A 21,038-nucleotide genomic window follows, 5' to 3' on the forward strand; every position below is an offset into this window, starting at 1 on the left:
CCATGAACAACAACGTCATCACCGAACAGCTCACCGCCGCCGGACGCGCAATCGAGCACGATTCCTTCGCGATCATCGACGCCGAGGTCGGCCATCACGACTACCGGCCGGACCAGTGGCCGGTCGTGCGCCGCATGATCCACGCGAACGCGGACTTCGAATTCAACGGCCTGACCGATTTCCACACCGACGCGGTCGCCGCGGGGCTGGCCGCGATCCTCGAAGGCGGTACCCGCATCGTCGCCGACGTCGAGATGATCTGCGTCGGGCTGTCGGCCTCGCGGCTCGCACACTTTGGCATGCGCACGCACCAGTTCATCTCCGACGCGGACGTGATCGCGCAAGCGAAGGCCGAGGAGACGACGCGCGCAGTGCAGGCGATGCGCAAGGCGCACCGGCAGGGGCTGCTCGACGGCGCGATCGTCGGCATCGGCAACGCGCCGACCGCGCTGATCGAGGTCGTGCGCCTGATCCGCGAGGAAGGCGCCCGGCCGGCGCTCGTGATCGGGATGCCGGTCGGCTTCGTGTCGGCGGCGGAGTCGAAAGACCTGATGGCGGAAGTCGCGGACGTGCCGTGGATCGTGATCCGCGGCCGCAAGGGCGGCTCGACGCTGGTCGTCGCGGCGATCCACGCGCTGCTGGGGCTGGCCGAGGCGCGCCAGCGCGAGCAGCAGGCGCCGACGGCGTAAGGGGGTCCGTGTTGCCGACATCCCACAGGTCCGTTCGTCCTGAAGCCGTCGCAGGGCACAGGACGGGCTCCGACCGGCTCAGCCAGAACGGCGTTTGGCCGCAGCAGGGTCAATAGGCGTAGCGATGGCAGCAGGCCACTCCCTGCCGGAGAAGGTACGCAAGGGCGACGCGAAGCGCGCGCGCGGCAACCGCACGGGTTTCACGACCGGCGCGAACTCGGCCGCCGCGGCGGCTGCGGCGACGCTCGGCCTCGTCCGCGGCGAAGTGCCGGCCGAGATCGAATGCGTGCTGCCGAACACGACGCGCGTGACTTTCCGCATCACCGACGGGCGCGTCGAAGGCGATTGCGCGCACGCGGTGAGCATCAAGGACGCGGGCGACGACCCGGACGCGACCGACAAGGCGCACCTGACCGTCGACGTGACGCGCATCCGCGACGGCGGCGGCGAAGTGATCCTGAAAGGCGGCCCCGGCGTCGGTGTCGTCACCAAGCCGGGGCTCGGGCTCGAAGTCGGCGGCCCGGCGATCAACCCGGTGCCGCGCAAGAACATCTGCGAGAACGTCGCGCGTGCCGGTGCTGCGATCCTCGCCGCGGGCGACAACCTGGAGGTGACGATCTCGGTGCCGGGCGGCGAGGAGATGGCGAAGAAGACGCTCAATGCGCGCCTCGGCATAGTCGGCGGCATCAGCATCCTCGGCACCACCGGCATCGTGCGTCCGTTCTCCACGGCCGCCTGGCGGGCGAGCGTGGTGCAGGCGATCGAAGTCGCCGCCGCCCAGGGTCAGACCACGGTGGTGCTGACCACCGGCGGGCGCACCGAGAAAGGCGCGATGCGCGTGTTCCCCGAACTCGACGAAGCCTGTTTCGTCGAGTTCGGCGACTTCGTCAAGGCCGCCTTCACCACCGCGGTCAAGCTCGGCATGCGCCACATCGTGCTCGGCGCGATGGTCGGCAAGTTGACCAAGATCGCGCAAGGTCTGTCGGTGACGCACGCGTGGCGCGCGGAAATCGACCGCGCGCTGATTGCCGACGCCGCGATCGAAGCGGGCGCGCCGCCCGACGTCGTCGAGCAGATCCGCGCCGCCGAGACCGCTCGCTTCGCCGCCGAAAGCCTCGCCGAACTGGGGCTCACCGTGCCCTTCCACCGCGCGCTCGCGTTGCGCGCGATCCGTACCTTGCGCGAACGCTATCCCGGCCCGCACCGCCTGACCGTGCTCGCGTTCAACTTCGAAGGCGTGCCCATCGTCACCGTGGAGGAATCCGAATGTCCGACCTGCGCTGCCTGATCCTGGGCATTCTCGACGACGGCTGGGAGGGGCTATCGGCGGCCGGCCGCGCGCGCCTTGCCGCGAGCCGCGTCGTCATCGGCGCACGCCGCACGCTCGATCTCGTCGCGCCGCATCTCGGCGGCGAGGTCGAGCTGCGCGACATGGACGGCGCGCTCGGCAAGACGCCCGAATGGGTGCGCGCCGCGCTCGCCGACCGCCTGCCGGTGACCGTGCTCGCGACCGGCGATCCGCTGTGCCATGGAATTGCGCGCTTCCTCGTCGACAAGCTGGGAGCGGGCGTGATCGAAGTGCTGCCGGCCCCTTCGACGGTCGCGCTCGCCTGCGCGCGGCTCAATAAGACCTGGCAGGACGCGGCAATCCGCTCCTGCCACGGTGCCGACGCCGGCGAATGGTTCGACGGTGCGACGCCCGGACACGGCCTCTACGGCATCGTCCGTGCGGTCGCCGAACACTCGCGCGTCGCCGCCTTCACGGGCCCGGCGAACAGCCCCGACCGCATCGCGCGCGCGCTCCTCGCCGCCGGTTACGCCGACGACGCGCGCATCTCGGTCGCGGCGCGCCTGTGCCTGTCCGACGAGGCGATCTTCGCCGACCTCACGCTCGCGGACGCCGCCGCACGCCGCTTCCCCGACCCCAACGTCGTCGTCATCGACCGGATTGCGAAACCAGGGACTGCCGCAGTCATTCCCGCAGGCGCCGATCTGCCTCCGGATTTTCCGCTGTTCGGCCTGGAAGACGCGGCCTACGTACAGCGCCAGCCCGAGAAGGGGCTGATCACGAAGCTCGAAGCGCGCGCGGTGTCGCTCGCGAAGCTCGGGCTGCACGCGGACAGCGTCGTGTGGGACATCGGCGCCGGTTCCGGCTCGGTCGGGCTCGAAGCGTCGCGCGTCGCGCGGCTCGGCCACGTCTGGGCGATCGAGAAAAACGCCGGCGACGCGGCGAATGCACGCGAAAACGCCGGCCGTCTGCGGGCGACGAACTACACGCTGACCGAAGGCAGGGCGCCGGAGGGTCTCGACCAGTGGCCGGATCCGGACGCGGTCTTCATCGGCGGCTCGGGCGGCGAGCTTGCGTCGCTGATCCGGCTGTGCCTCGACCGGCTGCGCCCACACGGTCGCCTCGTGATGAACTTCGTCACGCTCGAGAACCTCGCGACCGCGACCGCCGCGCTCGCTGCCGCCGGCGCCGGGTGGGAGGTGACGATGCTGTCGGCCGCGCGCAGCCAGCCGATCCTCGACATGCACCGCCTCGCCGCACAGAACCCGGTGTGGATCGTCAGTGCACGCAAGCCCCTGCCCGCCCCCTCCACCGTTCGCCCTGAGCCCTTCGACTGCGCTCAGGACAGGCCTGTCGAAGGGCAATCGCAGGGTTCCGACAAGCTCGGCCCGAACGGTAATTGATTCCGCATCATCGACAGAGAACAAGAATGAACAATGAACTCCCCCCGCCCCGCTACGGCCGCCTGATCGGCGTCTCGCTCGGCCCCGGCGATCCCGACCTGATCACGCGCCGCGGCTGGACCGCGCTGCAGTCGGGTGCGCGCTGGACCTATCCGGTGAAGAAAGCCGAGGAACGCTCCTACGCGCTCGACATCGTCGTGCGCGCCGACCTCGATGTGCCGGCGGACGCGGTCGAGCTGGTATTCCCGATGACGCGCGACGCCGCCGCCCTCGCGAAAGCGTGGGCGCGCGCCGCCGCCCAAACCGCGGAGCTCCTCGCCGAAGGGCGCGACGTCGCCTTCCTCGTCGAGGGCGACGCGTCGACCTATTCGACCTTCCGCCACCTCGCCCGCGCGGTGCGCGAGCTGGCGCCGGAGGTCCGCGTCGAGACCATTCCCGGCGTCAGCTCCTTCGCCGCCGCCGCCGCGTGCGCCGACATCGCGCTCGCCGAGGAAGACGAAACGGTCGCGGTGATCCCGGCGGCCTACGGCGTGTCGGTGATCGACCACCTGCTCGACGAGTTCGACACGCTGGTGCTGATGAAGGTGAAGCCGCTGCTCGACGAAGTGCTGGATCTGCTCGCAGCGCGCGACCTGCTCGCGACGAGCTGCTTCGTCGAGAAGGTCGGCTCGCCCGAGGAGCGCGTCGTCATGGACATCGCGAGCCTGCGCGGCGAGAAGGTCAATTACCTGTCGCTGCTGCTGGTGCAGAACCCGAAGCGCGCGCGTGGCGAGCTGCGTCGCGGCTGCCGCAAGCGGGCCAGCGCCGAGTCGACGACCGAGACCGCGGCATGAACGCCCAGCTGCCCTTCCCCGACAACCGCGTCGCGGTCGTGTCGATCACGAAGCACGGGATCGCGCTCGCCGGCCGCGTCGTCGCGACGATTCCCGGCGCGCAACTCTTCGCGCCCGAGAAATTCCGCACCGAGGCGGAAGCCGCCGCGCCGGGTGCCGCAAGCTGCTACAGCGGCAAGACCGGCGACCAGATCCCGGCGCTCTTCGCAGGCTTCGACGGCATCGTCGCGATCGTCTCGCTCGGCGCGGTCGTACGCCTGATCGCGCCGCATCTGAAGGACAAGGCGCAGGACCCGGGCGTCGTCGTCCTCGACGAGGGCGGGCGTTACGCGATCCCCGTGCTTTCCGGGCACCTCGGCGGCGCGAACGCGCTCGCGGGTGTGCTCGCCGCGGCGCTCGGTGCGCAGCCGGTCCTGACGACCGCATCGGATGCACGCGAAACGCTCGCCGTCGACCTCCTCGGCCGCGAACTCGGCTGGAGCTTCGACGCGAGCCACGACGAGATCGTACGCGCGAGCGCCGCGGTCGTGAACGACGAGCCGGTCGCGCTCGTGCAGGAAGCCGGCAGCCACGACTGGTGGGCGCGCCACGCGAACGGCCGCAGCGGTCCGCTGCCCGCAAACCTCAAACGCTTCGAGCGGCTCGAGGACGTCGATCCGACCCAATTCGGCGCGGTGCTGTGGATCAGCCATCGCCCGCTTCCCGCCGGCTGGGCCGAGCGCCTCAAAGGCCGCCGCGTGATCTACCGTCCGCCGCAGGAGGCCGCGTGAGCCCGTCACCCCACGTCGTCGCCCTCGGCCTCGGCTGCGACCGCGGCACGCCGGCTGAGACGATCGCGCGGGCGATCGATGAGGCGCTCGCGCAGGCAGGAGCCCGCCTCGCCGATGTCGGCGCGGTCTCCAGCATCGACCTCAAGGCGGACGAAGCCGGGCTGCTCGCAGTTGCCGCGCACCACGGCTGGACCATCGTCTTCCACCCCGCTGCGACGCTCGCCGCCGTCGACGTGCCGAACCCGTCCGAGACGGTGCGCCGCTACACCGGCACGCCGTCGGTGTCGGAAGCCGCCGCCCTGCTCGCGGCCGGCGCCGACCTCACGCATCTGGTCGTGGAAAAACACAAGCTGCGCGGCCCGGACGGCCGCAACGCCACCGTGTCCATCGCCCGGATGCCGGCATCGAACTGATTTTCAACGCTGTCACACCCATCGAAAAAGGAGAACTACCATGCAACAGCAAGCCACCCTGCACATCGCCCGCCCTAAGAGCGTCCTGCTCGCAATCGCGCTGCCGGTCGTCACGGCCGCGCTGCTCGGCGCCGTGATCATTCATGGCGTGGGCTTCAGCCACATCGCGGCAGCCCACAACGCGGCGCACGACTCGCGCCACGCGAACGTCTTCCCCTGCCACTGAGCGCGGAGCCCCAGATGCTGTTCCGCCGTATCGTCCTGTGCGCGCTGCTGGTCGGCGTGCTCGCCGGCCTGCTGACGAGCGCCGTGCAGCACTGGCAGGTGATCCCGATCATCGCCGCGGCCGAAGTATTGGAAGGATCGGGCCCGGCGGTCGAAGAAATGGCGGCCGCCTCGCACGCTCACGCCGACGGCGACGCGCCGGCCCACGGCCAGACCGAACCGGCATCCGACACCGGGCGGCATCTGTGGACCGCGCTCGCGAACGTGCTCACCGCGACCGGCTTCGGCCTCGTGCTGGTCGCGGCGATCACGAGCTGGGAACACGTGCGCGGCCGCGCGCTGGCGTCGGCGCGCAGCGGTCTGCCATGGGGCGCGGCGGGATGGCTGTGCGTCTTCGCGCTGCCGGCGCTGGGCCTTCCACCGGAGCTGCCGGGCAGCGGCGCGGCGCCGCTCGCGGACCGGCAGGCGTGGTGGCTGCTCGTCGCGGGCAGCGGCGCGGCGGGCCTCGCGCTCCTCGCCTTCGTCCGCGGTCCGCTGCGCTGGGCGGGCCTCGCGGTGCTCGCGCTGCCGTTTGCCGTCGGCGCTCCGCATCTTGCGGGCGGACCGTTCGCCGGTTACGACGCCGACATCGCCACGCAGATGCAGGCTCTCACCGGCCCCTTCGCGCTCGCGACGACGATCGTCACCGCCGTGCAGTGGCTCGCGCTCGGCACGCTGTCGGGCTGGGCGGTCGGCCGCTGGGTGCGGCCGGCGCTCGCCCGTTCGTACGCGTGGGATTCGTACGGTGGATGAGCGGCGGCCGTCATCCGCCGCGGAGCTCGTCTACCGGCGTCGGGTGGCGGAAGGCGCTGCGCTTTTCCGCCCTACCGACGCGGTCCGGTCGGGCGGTAAGACGTCGCGGGTACGCGCCACGTGCCCGTCCGCCTTTTTGGGCCGAACGGGGTCGCAGGCCTTACCCGCCGCCTACCGCCTCCGCCGGCAACACCCGGCGCAAGGCATTTCGCGTCGGCCTGCACCGCAACTCCCTTTTTCGCCCTTGAGGCGACCCAACCCCAACGAGAACAAACACATGACCACCGGAAAAATCATGCTGGTCGGGCTCGGCCCGGGCAGCGTCGAGCACATGAGCGGGCGCGCGCGCGCTGCGATCGCCGAGGCCGACACCATCATCGGCTACGTCACCTACATTCGCCTCGTCGCCGACCTCGTCGAAGGCAAGGAAGTGGTCAAGAAGTCGATGACCGAGGAGCTCGACCGCGCGATCGAAGCGCTCGATCGCGCGAAGCAGGGGAAGAAGGTCGCGCTGATCTCGTCGGGCGATGCGGGCGTCTATGGCATGGCCGGACCGACCTTCGACGTGCTGTTCCAGGCGGGCTGGACGCCCCCCACCGGCCGACCGGGCGACATCGAAGTCGAGATCATCCCCGGCGCCTCCGCGCTCAACACCTGCGCGGCGCTGGTCGGCGCGCCGCTGACGCATGACTTCTGCGCGATCTCGCTCTCGGATCTCCTCACGCCGTGGCCCGCGATCGCGCGCCGCCTCCACGCTGCGGCCGCCGCCGATTTCGTCGTCGCGCTGTACAACCCGAAGAGCGGCCGCCGCGCGCGCCAGATCCTCGAAGCGCAGCGCCTCTTCCTCGCGCACCGCCGCCCCGACACGCCGGTCGCGATCGTCAAGTCCGCCTATCGCCCGAAGCAGCGCATCGAATTCACGACGCTCGAAAAGATGACCGAATGCGACATCGGCATGCTGAGCACGGTGCTGATCGGCAACTCCAACACCTTCGTGCGCGACGGCCTGATGGTCACGCCGCGCGGCTACGCGAACAAATACGACGTCGAATCGGGTACGACGCGCGACGGTGAAAAGGCCGGCCGTTCGCTGTCGACCGGCCTCCTCGGCTGGCTCGAAAGCCTGCGCGAGAGCGGCGAGAGCGTCGAGGAACTCGCGCGCCGCCACGGCCTGCCCGTCGCCTACATCGCCGCAGCGCTCGCCGACAGCAGCGACGACGAACCCGCGGACACGGACGAGGCCGTGGCGTGAGCGCGCAGCCGGATCGGCCGCAGGGCCCGCCGGACATTCCAGCCGCCCCGCTGGACAAGCCGAGACTCGGCACCTACCGCCGCCACCTGCTGGTGTGCACCGGGCCGCGCTGCACGCAGAACGGCGACGCGCAGGCGCTCTTCGACAGCCTCGGCGACACCTTCAAGGCGGCCGGCCTCGATAAAGGTGAGCTGCGCGTCAAGCGCACCCGCGTGTCCTGCTTCGCCGCCTGCAAGGGCGGGCCGCTCGTCTGCGTGCAGCCCGACGGGGTCTGGTACTACAACGCCACGCCGGAGAACATGCAGCGCATCGTCGATCGGCACCTCGTCGGCGGCGAGCCGGTCGAGGACCTGATCTTCCACCGCGGCCCCGGCCGGGGCGAGAACGACCGGGAGGCAACGCCCACCTCCGCCTGACGCTCTCTTTCCCCCTTTTTTGCGGCGGTGACCCGCCAGCATCACGGGTGAAACGGGAACAGGGCGCGCCCCTGCGGATCTCCCGCGGGTCGTCATGCCGCGGGCCGTCATGCCGCTGGCCGTCGCGAGGGGCCGGCGTTGCGCCCGCTGGTCGTTGCGCCGGCTGCTCGTCGTGCCGGGTGGTGTTGCGCCGCTGGTCGTTGTATCGAGCGGCGTCATGCCACAGCGATCGTCGCGCCGCCGGGTCTCATGCAGAAGGCGCCGGCCGCAATTCCCGGCGCCCGTCCGCTCAGCGGATGTCGCCGGCGGCCGCCTGCGCTTCGCGCACCGACTCGACGAGTGCGGACGCGGAGTCCTCCGCCGCCCCCTGCCAGCGGTCGAAATGCAGCAGCTCTTCGAGCGGCCGGCGTGCGATCCAGCCGGCGGACTCGAGCTCCGGCTTGCGGTAGAAATGGCTCACGTGGCCGATGCATAGGTACGCGATCGGCACGATGTTGCGCGGAATGCCGAGCGCTTCGCGCAACGCCTCCTGGTGGAAGATGCTGACCCAGCCGACGCCCAGGCCTTCGGCGCGCGCGGCGAGCCACAGGTTCTGCACCGCGCAGACGCTGCTGTAGACGTCCATCGTCTTGATATGCGTGCGCCCGACGACGACCGGCCCGTTGCGGTCGCGGTCGCAGGTGATGCACAGGTTCACCGGCGCTTCGAGGATGCCCTCGAGCTTCAGGCTCCGATAGGTATCGCGCTTGTCGCCTTCGAACATGAGCGCGGCTTCCGCGTGTGCGCTGCGGAAGGCCTCATGCACCCGCCCCTTGACCTCGGGCGAGCGCACGACGATGAAATCCCACGGCTGCATGAAGCCGACCGACGGCGCATGGTGCGCGGCGCTCAGCACGCGTGCGAGCACGTCGTCCGGAATCGGCTGCGGCGTGAACTGGCCGCGCACGTCGCGCCGGGTGTAGATCGCGCGGTAGACGGCCGCTTTCTCGTCGTCGCTGAACGAAGGCCGGTGCTGCTGTTCCTGCATGGAGCTGCTCATGGATAGTCCCCTTCTGATGGAGCAGTCGGGCGCCGCGGTCCAGGCGGCTGCCTACAAGTCTCGAGGCCGGTCTTCCGACTGAGGCTCGACTCGTCCGGGCGCCTTCCCGGCTTTCGCCAGTGGCTGACGCCTGCCCGGACGATCCTCATCACGGCGCTGGGCACGTGGCGGAATCGCACCGCCTTCCCGATTCTCCCGCTGGCGCGGGCACCTCGAGACGGTTGAAAAGCTGTTCGACGTTTCCGCTATTCCTGGTTCTTCCTTGTTCTTCCGGGTCCTCGCGTCCGCGTTCCTCGTCCGGGGTCGCGTCGACCGTCCCCCGCCATCGCCTTCCGCTTGCGGAACTCCGCGTCGCCGCGGGGTCCGGGTCACGCGCCGAACAAGCGGGCGACCGCGGCGGGATTCGACGGGAAATAGAAATGCACATACGACGCGGTGAGCCGGTCGCGACGGTAGATCGCCTCGCCCTCGCGCCCGTCGGGCGTCTGCGCCCGCAGCAGCGGCTGCAGCGAGGTGTCCGACTTCGAATAGTGAAAGGTGTGGCCGGTGAGCCGCCCTTCCGGCAACTCGGCGACCTGCATCCCGAGCGCGGCGAGCCGCGGATGCATCACCGCGCGTCCGGGCAGCAGGCCGACGAACGCGTGCGTCTGCCCGGCCTTGTCGACGACCTCCTCGAACAGGCTCATCATGCCGCCGCATTCGGCGAGCACCGGCTTGCCAGCCGCGGCGTGCGCGCGCAAGTCGCGGACGAAAGCCGCGTTGCCCGCGATCGCGGGAGCATGCAGCTCCGGGTAGCCGCCCGGCAGCCAGACGGCGTCGCACGCGGGCAGCGGCTCGCCGGCGAGCGGCGAGAAGAACGCGAACGTCGCGCCGAGCGCGCGGAGCGTGTCGAGATTCGCCGGATAGATGAAGCCGTACGCGGCGTCGCGCGCAATCGCGATCGTCCGACCGGCGAGCGCGGGTGCGACTTCGGGCCCGGGCACCGCGCGAAACGCGACCGGCGGCGGCAGGCCGGCCGCGCCGGTCGCGGCGAGCGCATCCGCCATGCGGTCCAGCCGCGCGACGAGGTCGTCGATTTCGGCGGCCTGCAGCAGGCCGAGATGGCGCTCCGGCAGCGCCGCTTGCGGGTCGCGCGCGATCGCGCCGTACCAGCGCATGCCTTCGGGTAGCGCGGCGCGCAGCATCTCGGCGTGACGCGCGCTGCCGACGTGGTTCGCGAGCACGCCGGAGAACGGCAGGTCGGCCTCGTAATGCGCGAGCCCGTACGCGATCGCGCCGAAAGTCTGCGCCATCGCGCGCGCGTCGATCACCGCGAGCACCGGCAAGCCGAAGCGGCGCGCGATGTCGGCGCCCGACGGCGCGCCGTCGAAGAGCCCCATGACGCCCTCGACGAGGATGAGGTCCGCATCCGCGGCCGCGCGATGGAGGCGCGATGCGCCGTCCGCTTCGCCGCACATGCCGAGGTCGACGTTGTACACCGGCGCACCGCTCGCGACCGCGTGGATCTGCGGGTCGAGGAAATCCGGACCGCACTTGAACACGCGTACCCGCCTTCCCTGCCGCGAGTGCAGACGCGCGAGCGCCGCGGTGACGGTCGTCTTGCCCTGGCCGGACGCAGGCGCCGCAACGAACAGCGCCGGGCAGGACGCCGCGCCCGATTCGGTCCCGGTCGTCATCGGCGAGCCCCTCCGCGGAGGGGACTGCGCGCATCGATTCGCAGCCGGCCCACACGTCCGGACGTTGCACAGCGTCGGGACGTCATGACTTCGGCTCCGCCTGCGGATGCACCGCCGTGCAGCCGACATGCGGCGCGTGCTGCGGCTGCTCGACCGTCTCGGGCGAGAACCACGCGAGCCGCGGGTACAGGCCGACGACGTCGCCGACGATCGTCAGCGCCGGCGGCCGGATGTCGGCGTCACGCACCACGTCGGCGAGCGTCGCGAGCGTGCCGGTCGCGACGCGCTGCGCCTGAGTCGTGCCGCGCTCTACGACTCCCGCCGGCGTCGTCGCGGGCAGCCCGTGTTCGATCAGCTGGCGGCAGATCTCGGCGAGCCGCGAAATGCCCATGTAGACGACTAGCGTCTGGCCGGGCCGTGCGAGCATCGGCCAGTCGAGGTCGAGCGCGCCGTCCTTCAGGAAGCCGGTCGTGAAGATCACCGAGCGCGCGTGGTCGCGGTGCGTCAGCGGAATGCCGGCGAAGGCGGCGATGCCCGCCGCGGCGGTGACGCCGGGCACGACCTCGACGGTGACGCCGGCCGCGACGAGCGCCTCCATCTCCTCGCCGCCGCGGCCGAAGATGAACGGATCGCCGCCCTTGAGCCGCACGACCCGCTTGCCTTCGGCCGCGAGCCGCACCAGCAGCCGGTTGATCTCGTCCTGCGGCAGCGTGTGGTCGGACGCCTTCTTGCCGACGTAATGCCGCTCGGCCGACGGCGGCGCGAGGTCGACGATCACCGGGCTGACGAGGTTGTCGAAGACGACCGCATCGGCGCCCGCGATCAGGCGCGCGCCGCGCAAGGTCAGCAGTTCCGGGTCGCCGGGGCCGGCGCCGACGAGATAGACGTGGCCCGCGGACGGCCCTGGGCGCGGCGCGGGAACATCAGGAAGGGACATCGTTTTCTCTCGGTTCCATTGCAGTGTCAGTCAAGCCCCCCGAACCGGGGCAAACAGCGAAACGCAGCGCGGGCAACGTCCGATCCGGCGCAGCGGTGTGCTCGTTCGGCGCGGGAGAAACCGGAACCGCGCGGGCATCCGCTCCGCGGCCGTCCGCCGGTGCGCTCGCAGCCGTTCCGGTTTCGCCGAGTTCAGAACTCGACGCCCGGCATCGCCTTCACGCCGGCGATGAACGCGTGCTTCACCAGCGCCATCTCGGTGACGGTGTCGGCAACCGCGAGCAGTTCCGGCGGCGCGGCGCGCCCGGTGACGACGACGTGCTGCGCGACGGGCCGCGCGGCGAGGTCGGCGATCACGCGCTCGACGTCGAGGTAGCGGTATTTCAGCGCGACGTTCAGTTCGTCGAGCACGACGAGGCCGATCGCCGGATCGCGCAGCAGCGCGCGGGCCTGCTCCCAGGCGGCTTCAGCCGTCGCCACGTCGCGCGCGCGGTCCTGCGTGTCCCAGGTGAAGCCTTCGCCGGATACGTGCCAGGCGACGTCGGGCTGACGGCGGAAGAACGCCTCCTCGCCGGTGTCCGACCGTCCCTTGATGAACTGCACGACGCCGACTTTCATGCCGTGGCCGAGCGCGCGGGCGACGACGCCGAACGCCGCGCTCGATTTCCCCTTGCCGTTGCCGGTGTTGACCAGCAGCACGCCGCGTTCGATCTGCGCCGCGGCGATTTTTTCATCGACGACCGCCTTCTTGCGCTGCATTCGCGCCGCGTGGCGCGCGTCGCGGTCCGTGTCTTCGATCGGTTCGTTCATGACTCACTCCGGAAGAAAGACGATACGCCCGTCGACGTCGACGCCGCGGATCGGGTGGTCGTAAGCGTGGCTCAGGCGCTCGGGCCGCAGCACGTCGTCGCGCGAACCGGCGGTTACGCCGCCGCGTCCGTCGAGCAGGATCACGTGGTCGGCAAAGCGCGCCGCGAGGTTGATGTCGTGCAGCACCATCACGACGCCGCGCCCGTGGCGCGCGAGCCGGGCGAAAAGTTCGAGGGTCGCGACCTGGTAATGCAGGTCGAGGTGATTCGTCGGCTCATCGAGCAGGAAAAGCCGCGGCGCCTGCGTCAGCAGCCCGGCGATCGACACGCGCTGCCGCTCGCCGCCGGAGAGACTCAGGATGTCGCGCTCGGCCAGGTCGGCGAGCCCGACTTCGGTGAGCGCCGCGCGCGCGATCGCGACGTCGTCGTCGCTCTCCCAACCCCAGCGCCCCAGATGCGGATGGCGGCCGACGAGCGCCGTCTGCAGCACCGTCGCCGAGAAGTGGTCCGGCTGCTGCTGCGGCAGCAGCCCGCGAAAGCGCGCCGCGGCGAGGTGATCCCAGTCCGCATACGGCCGCCCGCCGAGCCGCACCGTCCCGACCGAGGGCGCGCGCAGACCGGCGAGCGTATGCAGCAGCGTCGTCTTGCCGGCGCCGTTCGGCCCCAGCAGCACGAGGCACTCGCCGGCCGCGAGACGCAGGCTGAACTCGCAGCACAGCCAGCGCTCGCCGACTTTCAGCGCGAGGCGGTCGGCTTCGAGCAGGGTCTCGTCGCCGGCCCGGACGGGAGACTCGACCGCGCGAGCGGCATCGACGGAAGCGCGAGGCGGAAACGCAGTCATGGCTGCCCGTCAGCGCGGATGCCGCGACAGCAGGAACAGGAACACCGGCACGCCGATCAGCGCGGTCAGCACGCCGACCGGCAACTGCATCGGCGCGATGACGATGCGCGCCGCGGTGTCCGCGACCGTCAGCAGCGTGCCGCCGGCGAGCATCGACGCCGGCAGCAGCACGCGCTGGTCGTTGCCGATCGCGAAACGCACGAGGTGCGGCACGATCAGACCGACGAAGCCGACCGAGCCGACGAGCGTCACCGCGGTCGCAGTCAGCAGCGACGCGACCAGATACAGCAGATAACGCAGCCGCTCGACGCGCACGCCGAGCGCGCGAGCGGAGAGTTCGCCGCGCGCGAGCACGTTGAGATCGCGCGCGAACGGCAGCACCGCGACGAGCCCGACGACCATCAGCACCAGCGCCGGCCACGGTCGCGACGCGCCGGACGCGTCCCCCATCAGCCAGAACAGCATCGACTGCAGGCGCATGTCGGTCGCGAGCGACAGCATCAGCGTCACCGCCGCGCCGCAGCCGGCGGCGACGATGACTCCCGTCAGCAGCAGCCGCGTCTGCGTCCACGACCCGTCGCCATGCGCGAGCCCGAACACCAGCAGCATCGCGCCGAGCGCCCCGGCGAACGCCGCGAGGTCGACCAGCCACGGCGCAAGCCCGAACAGCATCGCCGCGAGCGCGCCGACCGCCGCCCCGCCCGAGATCCCGAGCACGTACGGGTCCGCGAGTGGATTGCGCAGCAGCACCTGCATCAGCGCCCCGGCGATCGCGAGCAGCCCGCCGCACGCGAACACCGCGACCGCACGCGGCAGGCGCAGCTCGCGCACGACGGTCGCCGACATCCCGTCGTCGCTGCCGGCGAGCGCCGAGAGGATGTCGGACAAGCCGATCGGCAGCTCGCCGGCCGACAGCGCCCAGACGAGCGCGAGCGCGCCCGCGAGCAGCAAGGCCGCTATCGTGCGAAGTGCCGGGAGCGAGCGGAGCATCGGCGGTTGTGTCCGGATAGGAACCGTACGGGCTTACTTCGGTGCGTAGCGGACGCCGATGAAGGCGTTGGCGCGCGGCGTGTTGTAGTCCTTGATCAGCTCATAGTCCTTGTCGAAGACGTTATTCACGCGCCCCTCGATCGACCAGTCGCGATCGACTGCGTAGCGCGCGAACACGTTCGCGATCGCGTAGCCGCTCAACCGTTCGATGTTCGCGTTCTTGCTGTAACGATAGCTGCTGGCGAGCACTTCGCCGCCGAGCGACAAAGCCCCGAAGGAACGTGCGAGCCGTAACGTCGCGCTGCGATCAGCGCGGCGTTGCAGATGGTCTCCCGTTTCCTCGTCCCGGGCCCTGAGGAAATCCAGCGTCGCGGACGCGCGCCAGACGCCCACTTCGGACGACGCACTCATGCTGACGCCCTCCAGCTTCGCGGCGCTGACATTGGCCGGCATCAGCAGGTTGACGCCCGGCACGGGCCTCGTGGATTGCCAGTCGATCAGGTTCCGGACCTTGTTGTTGAAGTACGTCACCGACGCGGTCGTCGACTCGCCCTCCCAATGCATCGCGAGTTCGCGGTTACGGCCTTCCTCCGGCTTGATATTCGGATTTCCGCGCGTGATGTACGTTTCGCCGCAGATCGCGGCCGGGCAAACATCCTCCGGCCAATAGAGGTCGTTGAAGGTCGGAGCCGAGAAGGACGTGCCGTAGGAGGCATGCATGCGCAGCCGCTCGGTGAGCTGATACCCGTATGCGATCGACCCGGTCGCCTTGTCGTCGAAACCCGAGTTGTCGTCGTGCCTCGCGTTTGCCTGCAAGCGGTGCTTTCCGAAGCTGCCCTGCCAGCCCACGAGTACGGAATCGGTCGTCCGCTCGTCCACTGCGATTTCCTGGTCGGTATCCACCTGCTGCTTCAGATGTTCGTAGCCGAGCAACAGGCGCCCGACCGGCAGGCGGATGTCGTTCTGCCACACCGTCTGGTCCTGGATCGTCTCGAAATTCGACTCCGGCAAGAAGGCCGAGAAGCGGTCGGTCCCCTTGTCGATCGAGCGACCATGCCGCAGCGTCGACTCCCAGCTGTCCGTCAGCCGGTTCCGGGTATGGACGCTGAGAGTCGAGATCTCGCTATTGCTGTGGATATCGGCAGGCGTCGCGGAAAAACTGTTGTCGTACCACGTCCGGGTATCGCTATAGAGCAGCGATGCGCCGATCTCGTGCCCCGCCGCCGGGCGGAACGAAACGCTTCCCGCGAAGTTGCTGTTGCGATGCCCGTCGTGATCCGGATCCGCAACCGCCTTGCGCCTGGCGCTGAACCCGTCGGATTCGGCATATCCGCCCGAGACGCTGTAGATCCACCGGCTGTCGCCTCCCGAAACGCCGACCGAGGTTTCGCGCAGACCGTAGCTGCCGACGCCGGCAAAAGCGTTCAGACGGGCCGGACCGGCTTCACCGCGCCGCGTGAAGATCTGGATGACGCCGCCGATCGCGTCGCTGCCGTACAGCGCGCTCGCCGGCCCGCGAAGAATTTCGATGCGTTCGATCTGGCTGAGCGGAATGTTCTGCGGCGACGGCTCACCGAGCGTCGCGGAACCGGTCCGCATGCCGTCGATCAGGATCAGCGTATGGCCGGCAGCGCCCCCGCGAAGGTAGATACCCGTCTGCGTTCCGGGCCCTCCCGCCTGCGAAAACTGGACGCCGGCCTGGCTTGCGAGGAATTCGGCGAGCGTCGACTGGCCGGCCTGCTCGATGGCGTCGCGTTCCAGCACCGTCAGATCGCTCAAGAGCTCGTTCACCGGCGTCGGCGTTCGCGTCGCCGTCACCACGAGGGTCTCGCCTTCGGTCGCCGCCAACGCGGGAGTGGACAGAAAAAACGGAAACGCAGCAGCGACCGCGACGGTCGTCGCGGACAGGTGGATGTTCATCGGGATTCTCCCTGTGCCTCGGCAGCGTCCCCGCTTACCGTGGCGATGTTTCACGAGTCAGCGCCGCATCGGGGAGCGCGATGCGAGCACGGGAATAGCGTGCTTCGCCGCCACCCCGCGGCACTTCAGCCAATTCGCGTTCGGGCCGGTATCCGGGCTCGTGGGCTGGCCGGCGTGTCGTCGCCGGACCGGTCGCATCGCCTTCCCGGACTCGTCGTCCAGTGGCGGTTGGATGCGCCTTGCGTCCACTTACCGTTGCGGGGGCAGCACAGGCATTGCGTCGCGCTTCGAGCGCGCGCGCACCTGTTTCCCGTTTAACCTTCCGGCGAGACTCGCCTTCGGGCACCTGAAACACGTCGCATCCGAAATCGGGATGCGGGCGCGGATAATAGCGTTTTCCACGACTTCCTGCAGCGCGAAATCCGCGCGCATCGCCATGACATGTCCGCCCACCTGATCCTCGGCGGCGCGCGCTCGGGCAAGAGCCGCCTCGCCGAAACGCTCGCTCGCGACAGCGGCCTGCCGGTCACCGTCATCGCCACCGCCGAAGCCCTCGACGCCGAGATGGCCGAGCGCATTCGCCGCCACCGCGAGGACCGGCCGCCGGCGTGGCGCGTCGTCGAGACGCCCGTCGCGCTGGCCCCGACGCTGCGCGAAGAAGCGCACGAAGGGCGCTGCGTGATCGTCGATTGCGTGACGCTGTGGCTGATGAACCTGATGGCGGGCGCCGAGGGTCTGCCCGCGCCGCTCGCCGCGGACCACTTGCCGCGCTTCCTCGCCGAGCGCACCGCGCTGCTCGACTGCGTGCCGCAACTGCCGGGGCCGATCCTGCTGGTCGCGAACGAAGTCGGCCTCGGCCTCGTCCCGGAGACGCCGCTCGGCCGGCTGTTCCGCGACGAAGCCGGACGGATGAATCAGGCCCTCGCGGCGGTCTGCGAGAAAGTCACCTTCGTCGCGGCGGGGCTTCCGCTGAGGCTGAAGGGCTGAGCCGCGCGCTTCCCGCCACCGGCACGCACGGAAAGGCGTGCCGCGACGCCGTGCTACCATCACCGCCCTTCAGGACAACGTCACACACGCCGATGGACTTCGACATCCGCCCTCCCGAGACCGAACTCGCGGCCGCGCTGCAGCACCGCATCGACCGCAAGACGAAGCCGCAGGGCGCGCTCGGGCGCCTCGAAGCGCTCGCGCTGCAGATCGGCCTCGCGCAGCAGACGCTCAATCCGCAGATCCGCCAGCCGCACCTCGCGATCTTCGCCGGCGACCACGGCGCGGCCCGCGCAGGGGTCTCCGCGTTCCCGCAGGAAGTGACGTGGCAGATGGTCGAGAACTTTCTCGCGGGCGGCGCGGCGATCAACGTGTTCTGCCGGCAGATGGGGCTCGACCTGACGATCGTCGACGCGGGCGTCAATCATGATTTCGGCCGCCGTCCCGGCCTCATCGACGCAAAAGTCGCGAACGGCACCGCGAACTATCTCGAAGCGCCCGCGATGAGCGCCGACCTGTGCCGCACGGCCATCGCCCGCGGGCGCGAGCTCGCTCATGCGCTCGCGGCCAATGGCTGCAATCTCGTCGGCTTCGGCGAGATGGGGATCGGCAACACCGCGTCGGCGACGCTGCTGACCTGCTGCCTCGCCGGCGCCGATCTGCATTCCGTGACGGGCCGCGGCACCGGGCTCGACGACGCCGGCGTGATCCGCAAGCAGAAGCTCCTCGGCCAAGCGCTCGCGCGCGGCGGTCGCATTGCCGACCCGCTCGCGGCGCTCGCCGAATACGGCGGCTTCGAGATCGCGATGATGGTCGGCGCGATGCTCGGCGCCGCGGAAAAACGCATGATCCTGCTGATCGACGGCTTCATCGTCACGTCGGCGCTGATCGTCGCGCACGCGATCGCGCCGCAGATCCTGCCGTACTGCGTGTTCGCGCACCGCTCGAAGGAGCTGGGCCACGCGATCCAGCTCGAGCATCTCGGCGTCGAAGCGCTGATGGATCTCGACCTGCGCCTCGGCGAAGGCACCGGCGTCGCGCTCGCATTCCCGCTCGTGCAGGCCGCGGTGAATTTCCTCAACGAGATGGCGAGCTTCGACTCGGCGGGCATCGACGACCAGCTGGAGTCGGGCCGATGAACGCGCGACACGAATGGCGCCGCGCTCGCGCAAGCCGATGAACGCGCTGCGCTACCAGCTCGAACTCTTCTTCACCGCGCTCGGCTTCTTCACCCGACTGCCGGTCCCGGCGTGGGTGCCATGGTCGCCGGAGCGGCTCAATCACGCGGCGCGCTACTTTCCGCTCGTCGGCTGGCTGGTCGGCGGCATCGGGGCGGCGAGCTACTTCGCGCTCGCTCAGAGCCTGCCGGCGACGCTCGCGGTGCTGATCTCGATGGCGGTGACGATCCGTGCGACCGGCGCCTTCCACGAGGACGGCTGGGCGGACGCGTGCGACGGGCTCGGCGGCGGCTGGGACAAGACCCAGGCGCTGACGATCATGAAGGACTCGCGGATCGGCAGCTACGGGACGGTCGGCCTCGTGCTGATGCTGCTCGCGAAGGCTGCGGCGCTCATCGAGCTCGCCGGCGCGGGCGACATGACGGTCGTCGGCGCGCTGCTCGTCGCGCACCCGCTGTCGCGGCTCGCATCGACGAGCCTGATTCACACGATGGAGTACGTCCGCGAGGACGAGAGTTCGAAGTCGAAACCGCTTGCGCGGCGTCTGTCGGCCGCGGAACTCGCAATCGCGGCGCTCTTCGGCCTCGTCCCGCTCGCGCTGCTCGCGCCGCTCGAAGCCGCGACCGCGCTCCTCGCAACGCTGGCCGCCACCGCGTGGGCCGCGCGCATCTTCCTGCGCCGCCTCGGCGGCTACACCGGCGACTGCCTCGGCGCCGCGCAGCAGGGCAGCGAGCTCGCGTGTTATGTCGGCATCCTCGTCGCATGGAACTTCACCTGATCCGCCACCCCCGCCCGGACGTCGCGGCGGGTGTCTGCTACGGGCAGTCCGACGTCGGCGTCGCCGAATGTGTCGCGACGGTCGCCGCGCGCTTGCGGCCGCTGCTCCCGGCAGCCTATGCGCTGCACGCGAGCCCACTCGTCCGCGCGCGTCTGCTCGCCGCCGAACTCGGCACCCCGGTCCTCGATGACCGGCTCCGCGAGATGCACTTCGGCGAATGGGAACTGCGGCCCTACGCCGAGATCGGCGCGGCGATGGACGCGTGGGTGAACGCGCCGCTCGACTTCTCCGCGCCCGGCGGCGAGTCCGCGCGGCAGATGGCGGCGCGCGTGCACGAATGGCTAGGCGAAGTCGTCGGCGGCGGGTCCGCCGAGCCGGTCGTCGTCGTCGCGCATGGCGGCCCGCTGCGCGCGATCACCGGTCAGCTGCTCGGCCTGCCGCCCGAGCGCTGGCTGACGCTCGATTTCGCGTGCGGCCACGTCACGCGGCTCGACGTCGAAGACTGGGGCGTCGCGCTGAAGTGGTTCAACCGCTGAGCCGTCCGCCGGCGTCGCGCGGGCAGATCCTCGGCGCACCGGCGGGACGCCTGCCGTGGGTGGTACGGCAGGGCAAGCACGGGGCCGCCGCCGGGGCGGGAGCAGGGTCGTGAAAGCCCGGCCGCCCCGCGCCGGACTGCCTGGCCGCGTCGGCGCGAAACGCTGACGCGGCCCGCGCTTCAGGCGCGAGCGGGCCAGGCGCCGCGACGCCGACAGGTCGAAAACAGCCGTTCGTGGGATAATCTCCGACTTTTCAGCACGCCGATCACGCCCGCCGCCTCATGCCGCCCACCCTGCCCGACTTCTCGAACGGCCGCGTCCTCGTCGTCGGCGACGTCATGCTCGACCGCTACTGGCACGGCTCGACGACGCGCATCTCGCCCGAAGCGCCGGTCCCGGTGGTCAAGGTCGAGGCCGACGAATTCCGCGCCGGCGGCGCCGGCAACGTCGCGCTCAACATCGCGTCGCTCGGCGCGAACGCGCAACTCGTCGCGCTCGTCGGACGCGATGAAGCCGCACGGCTGCTGCGCGAGCGGCTCGAAGGCGGCGGCGTCGTCTGCCGCCTGCTCGAAGCGCCACAGCATCCGACGATCACGAAACTGCGCGTGATCAGTCGGCACCAGCAATTGATCCGGCTCGATTTCGAAGACAGCTTCGCGGTGCTCGAAAGCGCCGGCATCGAAGAAGCGTTCCGCAACGCCGTCACCGGCAGCGGCGCGATCGTGCTTTCCGATTATGGCAAGGGAACGCTCGCCGAAGTCGGGACGCTGATCCGCGTCGCGCGCGAACATCGCGTCGCGGTCGTGGTCGACCCGAAGGGCACGGATTTCGGCCGCTACGCCGGCGCGACCGTGATCACGCCGAATCTCAGCGAGTTCGAGGCGGTCGTCGGTCATTGCGCGGACGAAGCCACGCTCGTTTCGCGCGGCGAGGCGCTGCGCGACATGCTCGATCTCGAGGCCCTGCTCATCACGCGCAGCGAGCGCGGCATGACGCTGCTGCAAAAGGGCGCCGAACCGCTGAACCTGCCGACTCAGGCGCGCGACGTGTTCGACGTCACCGGCGCGGGCGACACGGTCGTCGCGGTGCTCGGCGCGGGCCTCGCCTGCGGTCTGTCGCTGCCCGACGCGACCACCTTCGCGAATCTTGCGGCCGGCGTCGTCGTCGGCAAGCTCGGGACCGCGACCGTCAACATGGCCGAACTCGATCTCGCATTGCAGGCCGCGACCACCGCGGTCCGCCCGGCAGGACCGCGCGCGTAACGCAA

The 21,038-nt window shown here is 70.4% G+C and carries 22 protein-coding genes and 2 riboswitches; of the genes, 15 read left to right on the plus strand and 7 right to left on the minus strand.

Annotated elements, in window-relative coordinates:
* Window positions 1-2 precede the first annotated feature (2 nt).
* The 10 genes from ROZ37_RS08715 to ROZ37_RS08760 all read left to right on the plus strand — a co-directional run bounded on the left by ROZ37_RS08715 (window position 3) and on the right by ROZ37_RS08760 (window position 8,081).
* On the plus strand, window positions 3-689 hold the full coding sequence (locus tag ROZ37_RS08715; RefSeq protein ID WP_312658919.1) for a precorrin-8X methylmutase: 687 nt from the start codon (window positions 3-5) through the stop codon (window positions 687-689).
* Between the two features lie 124 nt (window positions 690-813).
* On the plus strand, window positions 814-1,977 hold the full coding sequence (locus tag ROZ37_RS08720) for a cobalt-precorrin-5B (C(1))-methyltransferase (protein ID WP_312658920.1): 1,164 nt from the start codon (window positions 814-816) through the stop codon (window positions 1,975-1,977).
* Window positions 1,956-3,380: a precorrin-6y C5,15-methyltransferase (decarboxylating) subunit CbiE gene (cbiE, locus tag ROZ37_RS08725; protein ID WP_312658921.1), complete on the plus strand. Its 1,425-nt coding sequence runs from the start codon at window positions 1,956-1,958 to the stop codon at window positions 3,378-3,380. The genes ROZ37_RS08720 and cbiE overlap by 22 nt, the downstream gene beginning before the upstream one ends.
* Before the next feature lie 26 nt (window positions 3,381-3,406).
* Window positions 3,407-4,213, plus strand: a complete 807-nt coding sequence (gene cobI / locus ROZ37_RS08730; RefSeq protein WP_312658922.1) for a precorrin-2 C(20)-methyltransferase — start codon at window positions 3,407-3,409, stop codon at window positions 4,211-4,213.
* Complete coding sequence (locus tag ROZ37_RS08735) at window positions 4,210-4,983, plus strand: cobalamin biosynthesis central domain-containing protein (RefSeq protein ID WP_312658923.1); 774 nt, start codon at window positions 4,210-4,212, stop codon at window positions 4,981-4,983. Before cobI ends, ROZ37_RS08735 begins: the two co-directional genes overlap by 4 nt.
* Window positions 4,980-5,396, plus strand: a complete 417-nt coding sequence (locus tag ROZ37_RS08740) for a cobalamin biosynthesis protein (protein ID WP_312658925.1) — start codon at window positions 4,980-4,982, stop codon at window positions 5,394-5,396. The genes ROZ37_RS08735 and ROZ37_RS08740 overlap by 4 nt, the downstream gene beginning before the upstream one ends.
* A gap of 40 nt (window positions 5,397-5,436) precedes the next feature.
* Window positions 5,437-5,622, plus strand: a complete 186-nt coding sequence (locus ROZ37_RS08745; RefSeq protein ID WP_312658927.1) for a CbtB-domain containing protein — start codon at window positions 5,437-5,439, stop codon at window positions 5,620-5,622.
* 14 nt (window positions 5,623-5,636) lie between these two features.
* Entirely contained in the window at window positions 5,637-6,413 is a 777-nt protein-coding gene (locus ROZ37_RS08750; RefSeq protein ID WP_312658928.1) for a CbtA family protein, read from the plus strand.
* Window positions 6,414-6,690: 277 nt separating this feature from the next.
* Entirely contained in the window at window positions 6,691-7,665 is a 975-nt protein-coding gene (gene cobJ, locus ROZ37_RS08755; protein ID WP_312658929.1) for a precorrin-3B C(17)-methyltransferase, read from the plus strand.
* The gene (locus ROZ37_RS08760; protein ID WP_312658930.1) at window positions 7,662-8,081 is read left to right on the plus strand and encodes a ferredoxin; all 420 of its coding nucleotides are present in this window, start codon (window positions 7,662-7,664) and stop codon (window positions 8,079-8,081) included. The genes cobJ and ROZ37_RS08760 overlap by 4 nt, the downstream gene beginning before the upstream one ends.
* Window positions 8,082-8,370: 289 nt before the next feature.
* Here ROZ37_RS08760 and bluB read toward each other — a convergent pair whose 3' ends face one another.
* From bluB to ROZ37_RS08795, 7 genes are all read right to left on the minus strand, one after another.
* Entirely contained in the window at window positions 8,371-9,120 is a 750-nt protein-coding gene (gene bluB / locus ROZ37_RS08765) for a 5,6-dimethylbenzimidazole synthase (protein ID WP_312658931.1), read from the minus strand.
* 46 nt (window positions 9,121-9,166) lie between these two features.
* Window positions 9,167-9,350: riboswitch (cobalamin riboswitch) on the minus strand.
* Between the two features lie 138 nt (window positions 9,351-9,488).
* On the minus strand, window positions 9,489-10,796 hold the full coding sequence (locus tag ROZ37_RS08770) for a cobyrinate a,c-diamide synthase (RefSeq protein ID WP_312658932.1): 1,308 nt from the start codon (window positions 10,794-10,796) through the stop codon (window positions 9,489-9,491).
* An 82-nt stretch (window positions 10,797-10,878) separates the two neighbouring features.
* Window positions 10,879-11,733 (minus strand): uroporphyrinogen-III C-methyltransferase, encoded by an 855-nt coding sequence (cobA, locus tag ROZ37_RS08775; protein ID WP_312658933.1) that lies wholly within the window; start codon window positions 11,731-11,733, stop codon window positions 10,879-10,881.
* 191 nt (window positions 11,734-11,924) lie between these two features.
* Window positions 11,925-12,542: a cob(I)yrinic acid a,c-diamide adenosyltransferase gene (cobO, locus tag ROZ37_RS08780; RefSeq protein WP_312658934.1), complete on the minus strand. Its 618-nt coding sequence runs from the start codon at window positions 12,540-12,542 to the stop codon at window positions 11,925-11,927.
* 3 nt (window positions 12,543-12,545) lie between these two features.
* Window positions 12,546-13,382 carry an ABC transporter ATP-binding protein gene (locus ROZ37_RS08785; protein WP_312658935.1) on the minus strand — a complete coding sequence of 279 codons (837 nt, stop codon included), beginning with the start codon at window positions 13,380-13,382 and terminating at the stop codon, window positions 12,546-12,548.
* 9 nt (window positions 13,383-13,391) lie between these two features.
* Entirely contained in the window at window positions 13,392-14,372 is a 981-nt protein-coding gene (locus tag ROZ37_RS08790) for an iron ABC transporter permease (protein ID WP_312658936.1), read from the minus strand.
* Between the two features lie 33 nt (window positions 14,373-14,405).
* The gene (locus tag ROZ37_RS08795) at window positions 14,406-16,292 is read right to left on the minus strand and encodes a TonB-dependent receptor domain-containing protein (protein ID WP_312658937.1); all 1,887 of its coding nucleotides are present in this window, start codon (window positions 16,290-16,292) and stop codon (window positions 14,406-14,408) included.
* A 125-nt stretch (window positions 16,293-16,417) separates the two neighbouring features.
* Window positions 16,418-16,657: riboswitch (cobalamin riboswitch) on the minus strand.
* Window positions 16,658-16,733: 76 nt separating this feature from the next.
* Between ROZ37_RS08795 and cobU the strand changes: the two genes are divergently transcribed.
* The 5 genes from cobU to rfaE1 all read left to right on the plus strand — a co-directional run bounded on the left by cobU (window position 16,734) and on the right by rfaE1 (window position 21,033).
* Complete coding sequence (gene cobU, locus ROZ37_RS08800) at window positions 16,734-17,279, plus strand: bifunctional adenosylcobinamide kinase/adenosylcobinamide-phosphate guanylyltransferase (protein WP_312658938.1); 546 nt, start codon at window positions 16,734-16,736, stop codon at window positions 17,277-17,279.
* Window positions 17,280-17,371: 92 nt separating this feature from the next.
* Window positions 17,372-18,418: a nicotinate-nucleotide--dimethylbenzimidazole phosphoribosyltransferase gene (cobT, locus tag ROZ37_RS08805; protein WP_312658939.1), complete on the plus strand. Its 1,047-nt coding sequence runs from the start codon at window positions 17,372-17,374 to the stop codon at window positions 18,416-18,418.
* Between the two features lie 46 nt (window positions 18,419-18,464).
* Window positions 18,465-19,235, plus strand: a complete 771-nt coding sequence (locus tag ROZ37_RS08810; RefSeq protein ID WP_312659092.1) for an adenosylcobinamide-GDP ribazoletransferase — start codon at window positions 18,465-18,467, stop codon at window positions 19,233-19,235.
* Window positions 19,220-19,771, plus strand: a complete 552-nt coding sequence (gene cobC / locus ROZ37_RS08815) for an alpha-ribazole phosphatase family protein (protein WP_312658940.1) — start codon at window positions 19,220-19,222, stop codon at window positions 19,769-19,771. The genes ROZ37_RS08810 and cobC overlap by 16 nt, the downstream gene beginning before the upstream one ends.
* A 281-nt stretch (window positions 19,772-20,052) precedes the next feature.
* Window positions 20,053-21,033: a D-glycero-beta-D-manno-heptose-7-phosphate kinase gene (rfaE1, locus tag ROZ37_RS08820; protein ID WP_312658941.1), complete on the plus strand. Its 981-nt coding sequence runs from the start codon at window positions 20,053-20,055 to the stop codon at window positions 21,031-21,033.
* Window positions 21,034-21,038: the final 5 nt, after the last annotated feature.

The sequence above is a fragment of the Aromatoleum sp. genome (genome assembly GCF_032027225.1).
GTDB lineage: Bacteria > Pseudomonadota > Gammaproteobacteria > Burkholderiales > Rhodocyclaceae > Aromatoleum.

What these genes read in the sequence shown, in the direction of transcription:
- ROZ37_RS08715 (WP_312658919.1), top strand. Translation starts at nt 3, where the DNA reads ATGAACAACAACGTCATCACCGAACAGCTCACCGCCGCCGGACGCGCA.
- ROZ37_RS08720 (WP_312658920.1), top strand. Translation starts at nt 814, where the DNA reads ATGGCAGCAGGCCACTCCCTGCCGGAGAAGGTACGCAAGGGCGACGCG.
- cbiE (WP_312658921.1), top strand. Translation starts at nt 1,956, where the DNA reads ATGTCCGACCTGCGCTGCCTGATCCTGGGCATTCTCGACGACGGCTGG.
- cobI (WP_312658922.1), top strand. Translation starts at nt 3,407, where the DNA reads ATGAACAATGAACTCCCCCCGCCCCGCTACGGCCGCCTGATCGGCGTC.
- ROZ37_RS08735 (WP_312658923.1), top strand. Translation starts at nt 4,210, where the DNA reads ATGAACGCCCAGCTGCCCTTCCCCGACAACCGCGTCGCGGTCGTGTCG.
- ROZ37_RS08745 (WP_312658927.1), top strand. Translation starts at nt 5,437, where the DNA reads ATGCAACAGCAAGCCACCCTGCACATCGCCCGCCCTAAGAGCGTCCTG.
- ROZ37_RS08750 (WP_312658928.1), top strand. Translation starts at nt 5,637, where the DNA reads ATGCTGTTCCGCCGTATCGTCCTGTGCGCGCTGCTGGTCGGCGTGCTC.
- cobJ (WP_312658929.1), top strand. Translation starts at nt 6,691, where the DNA reads ATGACCACCGGAAAAATCATGCTGGTCGGGCTCGGCCCGGGCAGCGTC.
- bluB (WP_312658931.1), bottom strand. Translation starts at nt 9,120, where the DNA reads ATGAGCAGCTCCATGCAGGAACAGCAGCACCGGCCTTCGTTCAGCGAC.
- ROZ37_RS08770 (WP_312658932.1), bottom strand. Translation starts at nt 10,796, where the DNA reads ATGACGACCGGGACCGAATCGGGCGCGGCGTCCTGCCCGGCGCTGTTC.
- cobA (WP_312658933.1), bottom strand. Translation starts at nt 11,733, where the DNA reads ATGTCCCTTCCTGATGTTCCCGCGCCGCGCCCAGGGCCGTCCGCGGGC.
- cobO (WP_312658934.1), bottom strand. Translation starts at nt 12,542, where the DNA reads ATGAACGAACCGATCGAAGACACGGACCGCGACGCGCGCCACGCGGCG.
- ROZ37_RS08785 (WP_312658935.1), bottom strand. Translation starts at nt 13,382, where the DNA reads ATGACTGCGTTTCCGCCTCGCGCTTCCGTCGATGCCGCTCGCGCGGTC.
- ROZ37_RS08790 (WP_312658936.1), bottom strand. Translation starts at nt 14,372, where the DNA reads ATGCTCCGCTCGCTCCCGGCACTTCGCACGATAGCGGCCTTGCTGCTC.
- ROZ37_RS08795 (WP_312658937.1), bottom strand. Translation starts at nt 16,292, where the DNA reads ATGAACATCCACCTGTCCGCGACGACCGTCGCGGTCGCTGCTGCGTTT.
- cobU (WP_312658938.1), top strand. Translation starts at nt 16,734, where the DNA reads ATGTCCGCCCACCTGATCCTCGGCGGCGCGCGCTCGGGCAAGAGCCGC.
- cobT (WP_312658939.1), top strand. Translation starts at nt 17,372, where the DNA reads ATGGACTTCGACATCCGCCCTCCCGAGACCGAACTCGCGGCCGCGCTG.
- cobC (WP_312658940.1), top strand. Translation starts at nt 19,220, where the DNA reads ATGGAACTTCACCTGATCCGCCACCCCCGCCCGGACGTCGCGGCGGGT.
- rfaE1 (WP_312658941.1), top strand. Translation starts at nt 20,053, where the DNA reads ATGCCGCCCACCCTGCCCGACTTCTCGAACGGCCGCGTCCTCGTCGTC.